General features: G+C 42.0%; 7 protein-coding genes. All 7 read left to right on the top strand.

What is annotated here, in order from left to right:
* Positions 1–525 precede the first annotated feature (525 nt).
* The gene (gene rpmH / locus WMO25_RS12675) at positions 526–660 is read left to right on the top strand and encodes a 50S ribosomal protein L34 (protein WP_015512996.1); all 135 of its coding nucleotides are present in this window, start codon (positions 526–528) and stop codon (positions 658–660) included.
* A 126-nt stretch (positions 661–786) separates the two neighbouring features.
* A complete protein-coding gene (rnpA, locus tag WMO25_RS12670) occupies positions 787–1,146 on the top strand; it encodes a ribonuclease P protein component (RefSeq protein ID WP_015512997.1) in 360 nt (119 codons plus the stop codon).
* Positions 1,139–1,348: a membrane protein insertion efficiency factor YidD gene (gene yidD / locus WMO25_RS12665; RefSeq protein WP_207658540.1), complete on the top strand. Its 210-nt coding sequence runs from the start codon at positions 1,139–1,141 to the stop codon at positions 1,346–1,348. The genes rnpA and yidD overlap by 8 nt, the downstream gene beginning before the upstream one ends.
* An 18-nt stretch (positions 1,349–1,366) precedes the next feature.
* Complete coding sequence (locus WMO25_RS12660; RefSeq protein WP_349085590.1) at positions 1,367–2,656, top strand: YidC/Oxa1 family membrane protein insertase; 1,290 nt, start codon at positions 1,367–1,369, stop codon at positions 2,654–2,656.
* A 17-nt stretch (positions 2,657–2,673) separates the two neighbouring features.
* Positions 2,674–3,468 (top strand): RNA-binding cell elongation regulator Jag/EloR, encoded by a 795-nt coding sequence (gene jag, locus WMO25_RS12655; RefSeq protein ID WP_349085588.1) that lies wholly within the window; start codon positions 2,674–2,676, stop codon positions 3,466–3,468.
* A gap of 202 nt (positions 3,469–3,670) precedes the next feature.
* Positions 3,671–5,047, top strand: a complete 1,377-nt coding sequence (gene mnmE, locus WMO25_RS12650) for a tRNA uridine-5-carboxymethylaminomethyl(34) synthesis GTPase MnmE (RefSeq protein WP_349085587.1) — start codon at positions 3,671–3,673, stop codon at positions 5,045–5,047.
* A 14-nt stretch (positions 5,048–5,061) separates the two neighbouring features.
* Positions 5,062–6,884 (top strand): tRNA uridine-5-carboxymethylaminomethyl(34) synthesis enzyme MnmG (gene mnmG / locus WMO25_RS12645; RefSeq protein ID WP_349085586.1); only part of this gene is annotated, 1,823 nt, incomplete at its 3' end.

Below are 6,884 nucleotides of genomic sequence, written 5' to 3'. Positions count from 1 at the left end.
ATTATAGTTTACTTACTAAATATTTTATAACATTTTAAATTTTTTTACAATGCTTTTGGTGAAATCTTGTGTGGAAATTGTGGATAACTTTTATCCACCAGTGTGTATAATATGGAAAATCGCCCCAGTGGGTTTACATAAGATTGGACGAAAATCGTGGAAAAATAGGGGCTGTGAATAAGTTATTCAAATTATACACACCTCTTAAAGTAGCATAAATACTGAAAATCTGGTATTTATCCAATATTAATCCACAAGTTATCCACAAGTTATCCACTTTTTGTGGATAAGGTTATGAAAAACAAAATTTTTCCACAACCAGTAGTGAGTAAATTGTGGATAAATCCACATAGCACCTATATGTCGATAAATCGTGGAAAATGCTGCAAAAAATCGTGAAAAAAAATAATTGTTTTACTTGACGGAATGAGGGCAAACTAATATAATAGAATAGATTAGATAATACAATAACGTTAGTCTGTAATTTTATAGACAGCGCAGGAAGAATAAAGGAGGTGTATACCTATGAAGATGACATTCCAGCCAAAGACAAGACAGAGATCTAAAGTACACGGCTTCAGAAAGAGAATGAGCACTGCTAACGGCAGAAAAGTTTTAGCAGCCAGAAGAGCTAAAGGAAGAAAAGTTTTATCAGCATAATCGTACCGTTTCATATGGTATCATAGATGTCAGCTTAGGCCGCAGATTTGTGGCCTTTTTCTTTCTTATTCGGGATGATTCGATGATAACCATGATATAATTTTGAGAAAGAAATGGAAGAATAGAATGGAATATTCAGAATCATTAAAGAAAAACAGGGATTTTAAAACTGTATATGGTAATGGAAAGTCACGTGCGAATAAATATTTGGTCATGTACGTGATGAAGAATGGAACAGAGAAGAACAGAATTGGTATATCTGTCAGTAAAAAGGTTGGCAATAGCGTTGTCAGACACCATCTGACACGTTTGATCAGAGAAATTTATCGTTTAAATGAACATCATTTTAAAAAGGGACTGGATATCATATTTATTGTCAGAGTCAATGCAAAGAAGATTGATTATCACACACTGGAGAAGGCATTGATGCATGTGGCAGATATCCACAGAGTTTTGGAAAAGAGCCGTAATGAGCAAAATGAGTAGAATTTTAATAGCGATGATCAGATTTTACAGAAAATATATCTCGCCGATGAAAAGGGGATGCTGTATTTATATTCCGACCTGTTCGCAGTATGCAATTGAAGCTATTATGAAGTATGGTGCTGTTAAAGGGAGTTATCTGGCAGCCAGAAGAATTTTAAGATGTCATCCGTTTGCGAAGGGTGGTTATGATCCTGTTCCATAAACCAAGGAGGGCAATACGTTGAGTATTTTAGTTTTGACACAGACCGGGGGCATTTTGAAGCCTTTTGCTATTATCCTCGGTTTCATTATGAACTACATTTATCGATTTCTTCAGATTTTCGGTATTAATAATGTAGCTCTGACAATTATTTTGTTTACGTTGGTTATCAATGTGCTGATGATTCCATTGACGGTCAAGCAGCAGAAGTTTTCGAAGATGTCTTCTTTGATGAACCCCGAACTTCAGAAGGTTCAGAAGAAGTATCAGAACCGTAAAGATGAAAAGTCTATGCGTATGATGCAGGCTGAGACACAGGCAATTTATGACAAGTACGGTGCAAGTCCGACAGGCGGATGTCTGCCGATGCTGATCCAGCTGCCAATCCTGTTTGCATTGTATCGTGTTATTTATAATGTACCGGCTTATGTTGAACCGGTACGTGAGATTTATGAACATATTGCCCAGCCAATCATGAGTGCATCAGGTGCCGGCGATATTATGACAACACTGATCAAGGAAATGAGTCTGAGAGTTTCCAATTTTGATATTAGCAATATCAATAAGATTATTGATGCACTTTATGTTGTTAAGAGTACAGGATGGAGTGCTGTCAGTGATGCATTTTCAGGCAGTGCAGATGTTGTGAGTGCGATTTCTCAGTATTCTACCGAGATCATTCATATAAACAGCATTCCGGGTGGCCTGAATATTGCTGATGCGCCTGTGACACTTGGACATGGTATCAGTGGTATATTCCCTGGTATTATCATTCCTGCACTGGCAGGTCTTTCACAGTGGGCGAACCTGAAGGTTTCCCAGAGAAATCAGCCGAAGCCGGATTTGGATTCGACAATGGGCAGTACAATGAATACCATGAATCTGATGATGCCGTTCATGTCTGTATTCTTCTGTATTACACTTCCTTCCGGTATGGGTATTTACTGGATTGCAAGTGCTGTATTCAGAACAATCATTTACCTGTTTATTGATAAGTTCTTTAATAACAAGAGTGTAGATGATATTATCGAGGCTAATAAAGAGAAAGCTGCAAAGAAAGCCGAGAAACGCGGTGAACAGAACGCAAAACTTGAAGAATATGCAGCTATGAAGACAAAGAATATTGATCGTCGTTCTATTTCTCAGATTGCTAATGCAGGCAAAGGCAATGGAGATGCAAAGGCAGAGAAGAAGAGTGAATCTTCCAATGCCGGAGGAAAGAGTAGCAAGAAGGTTGATAAGAACAATGCACAGGCGGATAAGAAGTCCATATCCGGATATGCGCATATGCTGAATCGACATGACGATTAATTTGGGGGATTACACGCATGGAATATATTGAAGTAAGTGCGAAGACAGTTGAAGATGCTATTTCTGAAGCTGCTATTAAGCTTGAAGTGCCAAGCGATAAGATTGAATATGAAGTAATTACTGAAGGAAGCACAGGTTTCTTAGGACTGATCGGCAGCAAGCCGGCAGTGATCAAAGCACGTAAGAAGTTCAATCTTCTTGACCATACAAAGGATTTCCTTGCAAGAATGTTTAAAGCCATGAATGTGGATGTCAATAGTACAGTGGATTATGATGAAGAGAGCAGAACAATGAATATTGTCTTTGATGGTGAAGACATGGGTCTGCTGATCGGTAAGAGAGGACAGACACTGGATTCTCTTCAGTACATCATCAGTCTGGTTGTGAACAAGGAAAGTGATTCTTATATCCGCATTAAAGTGGACACAGAGAATTATCGTGAGAGAAGAAAGGCAACACTTGAGAATCTTGCGAAGAATCTTGCCTATAAGGTGAGGAGAACAAGACGACCGGTATCCCTTGAGCCAATGAATCCTTATGAGCGCCGTGTGATTCATTCTGTACTTCAGAATGACCGTTATGTAGAAACACACAGTGAAGGTGAGGAACCATACCGTAAGGTTGTGATTACTTTAAAGAAAGATTACCGGGAGAGAAGTCCTAGAAGTGGTTACAACCGTGAGGGACGCTATAATCGTGAAAATAATTATAACCGCGAGAGAGGCTATAGAAGAGAACGTTCTTACAGCCGTGAAGAAGTTGAAAGACCTGCGGAGAATAATGAGCATAACGATAGTAATGATAATGTCTGATGCAGGCAGCACGCCGGAGGCGTTCTTGAATGTATAAATCTGGCATATGATCAGGGAGCTGTCGCATCAGTAAGGCGTGTATTCTATTTGATGGAATACGAAGCCCGGGATGCGGCAGCTTTTTTGTGTCGGCAGGAATTTGGGTGGAATTTTCTGTGACACCGAAAGGGCACTTGGTGCCGGGATGTGCAGGAGGTAGAAAATGCAGAGTGACACAATTGCAGCGATATCCACAGGCATGACGAATGCAGGTATCGGAAAAGTAAGGCTCAGCGGCGATGATGCGGTGACGATTGTTGACCGAATCTACAGAAGCCCTGGCGGCAGAAAGAGACTGAGTGATGTCTCAACACATACGATTCACTATGGCTATATTTATGATGGAGACTGCCTCATTGATGAGGTCATGATATTGATTATGAGGGGGCCGAACAGCTATACAAGAGAGGACGTTGTCGAGATAGATTGTCACGGCGGTGTGGTTGTTATGAAAAAGCTCCTTGAGACGGTATTGAAATACGGCGCCAGACTGGCAGAACCGGGAGAATTTACAAAGCGTGCCTTTTTGAATGGACGGATTGATCTGTCTCAGGCGGAGGCCGTGATTGATGTTATTAATGCGAAAAGTGATATGGCACTGGAGAGTTCTCTGAACCAGTTAAGAGGAAGTGTCAAGAAAAGGATAGAGAAGTTAAGAAAAGGAATTATAGGCAATATTGCGTTTATTGAAGCGGCTCTGGATGATCCTGAACACATTCAGGCAGAAGGTTTTGGCGATGAGTTGGCTGTTCAGGTGCGCGGGTATATGGCAGAACTTCAGAAAATGCTGGATTCCGCAGATAATGGCCGTCTGGTCAAGGAGGGAATCAAGACTGTTATCCTGGGAAAGCCGAATGCAGGAAAGTCTTCGTTGATGAATGTACTTCTGGGTGAGAATAGAGCCATTGTCACGGAAATTGCCGGCACAACCAGGGATACGCTGGAGGAACATGTCAGTATACATGGTATTCCGCTGAATATTATCGATACGGCCGGCATTCGTCAGACAGAGGATGTTGTGGAGAAAATCGGTGTCAGGAAGGCAATCGACTTTGCGGAGGAAGCGGATCTGATTATCTATGTTGTAGATAGTTCAACGGAGATGGATCAGAATGACGATGACATTATTCGGATGATCCAGAGCAAAAAGGTCATTGTGCTGATGAATAAATCAGATCTCCGGCCGGTTGTGTCACGCTCAGATATTGAGAAGCAGCTGCAGGCACCGATAATTGAAATATCAGCCAGAGAAGAAACAGGACTGGATATTTTCGAGGATACATTGAAAGAAATGTTTTTCGCAGGTGATATTCACTACAACGATGAGCTTTGCATTACCAACGTGAGACATAAAGCTGCGATTGCAGCAGCGCTTGAAAGCCTCAAAATGGTGATGCACAGCATAGAAGATGGGATGCCGGAGGATTTCTTCTCAATAGATCTGATGGATGCTTATGAGCAGCTGGGACATATTATCGGTGAAGCAGTGGAAGATGATCTGGTGGATACAATTTTCAGTGATTTCTGCATGGGAAAATAAAGGAGTACAAAACGGTGGAATATAAATACGAAGCATACGATGTGGCGGTCATAGGCGCTGGACATGCAGGCTGTGAAGCGGCCCTCGCCTGCGCGCGTCTCGGACTTAAGACGATTATTTTTACAATTAGTGTTGAAAGCATTGCAATGATGCCTTGCAATCCGAATATTGGCGGCAGCTCAAAGGGACATCTTGTCAGGGAAATCGATGCCCTTGGCGGTGAGATGGGAAAGAATATAGATAAGACATTCATTCAGTCAAAAATGTTAAATAGTTCAAAGGGACCTGCGGTTCATTCTCTCCGTGCACAGGCTGATAAAGCGGATTACAGCCGAAAAATGCGCCAGACCCTTGAGAATACAGATAATCTTACAATCAAACAGGCTGAGATTGTGGACATTATCGTGGAAGAAGGATGTATGACAGGTGTGAAGACGCATACAGGCGGAATTTATCCATGTAAAGCGGCTGTGCTTGCCACAGGTACTTATTTGAAGGCCAGATGTTTGTGCGGTGAAACAATTACTTATACAGGTCCAAACGGATTAAAGGCGGCTAATGATCTGTCTGAAGCCCTTAAGAGAGAGGGGATTGAGCTGGTACGTTTTAAGACCGGAACTCCGGCCAGAATGGACAAGAGAACCATTGATTTCAGTAAGATGGAGGAGCAGTTTGGGGATGAGACGGTTGTGCCGTTTTCATTTACAACGGATCCGGCATCGGTACAGAAGGAGCAGGTTTCTTGCTGGCTGACTTATACCAATGAGGAAACACATCAGATCATCAGAAACAATTTGGATCGTTCACCGATTTATGCGGGTATTATTGAGGGAACAGGGCCAAGATATTGTCCGTCTATTGAGGATAAGGTTGTCAAGTTTGCCGATAAAAACAGACATCAGGTTTTTCTGGAGCCTGAGGGGCTTTATACAAATGAAATGTATGTGGGAGGTATGTCCAGTTCTCTTCCGGAGGATGTTCAGTATCAGATGTATCATACGGTGCCGGGACTTGAACATGCGAAGATTGTCCGTAATGCTTATGCGATAGAATATGATTGTATTCCGGCTACGCAGTTGAAACCAACGTTGGAATTCAAGAAAATCAGTGGTCTGTTCAGCGGCGGTCAGTTTAATGGCAGTTCGGGATACGAGGAAGCGGCGGCACAGGGATTGATGGCCGGTATTAATGCGGCGATGAAGGTGCTTGGAAGGGAGCAGGTGATCCTGAAGCGTTCGGATGCTTATATTGGTGTTCTGATTGATGATCTGGTTACGAAAGAAACCCATGAACCGTACCGAATGATGACATCCAGGGCAGAATACAGACTGCTTCTCAGACAGGATAATGCTGATCAGAGATTAACAGCAATTGGTCATGATATCGGTTTGATTGATGATATAAGATATCAACATCTACTTCAGAAGGAAGTGTTGATTTATCGGGAGATTGAACGTGTCAGCCATGTCAATATCGGTGCGGGTCCGAAGACACAGAAATTGTTGGAAGCATGCGGCAGTACACCATTGAAAACAGCTGCTACATTGGCTGAGTTGATTCGCAGACCTGAGCTGAATTATAAGATGTTGGCGGATATTGATGAGGATAGACCTGAATTGCCGGATGAGGTGACTGATCAGGTAGAGATCAGCATTAAATATGATGGCTATATAAAACGTCAGTTGAGTCAGGTAGAGAAGTTTAAGAAACTTGAAAGTAAGACACTTCCGGAAGATATCTGTTATTCAGATATCCATGGCCTTAGAATTGAGGCACAGCAGAAGCTGGATAAGATTAAACCGGTTTCAATTGGCCAGGCGTCACGTATATCCGGTGT

It is taken from the genome of Coprococcus intestinihominis (assembly GCF_040096555.1).
GTDB lineage: Bacteria > Bacillota > Clostridia > Lachnospirales > Lachnospiraceae > Coprococcus_A > Coprococcus_A intestinihominis.
This window is presented reverse-complemented; position numbering and strand designations above follow the sequence as displayed.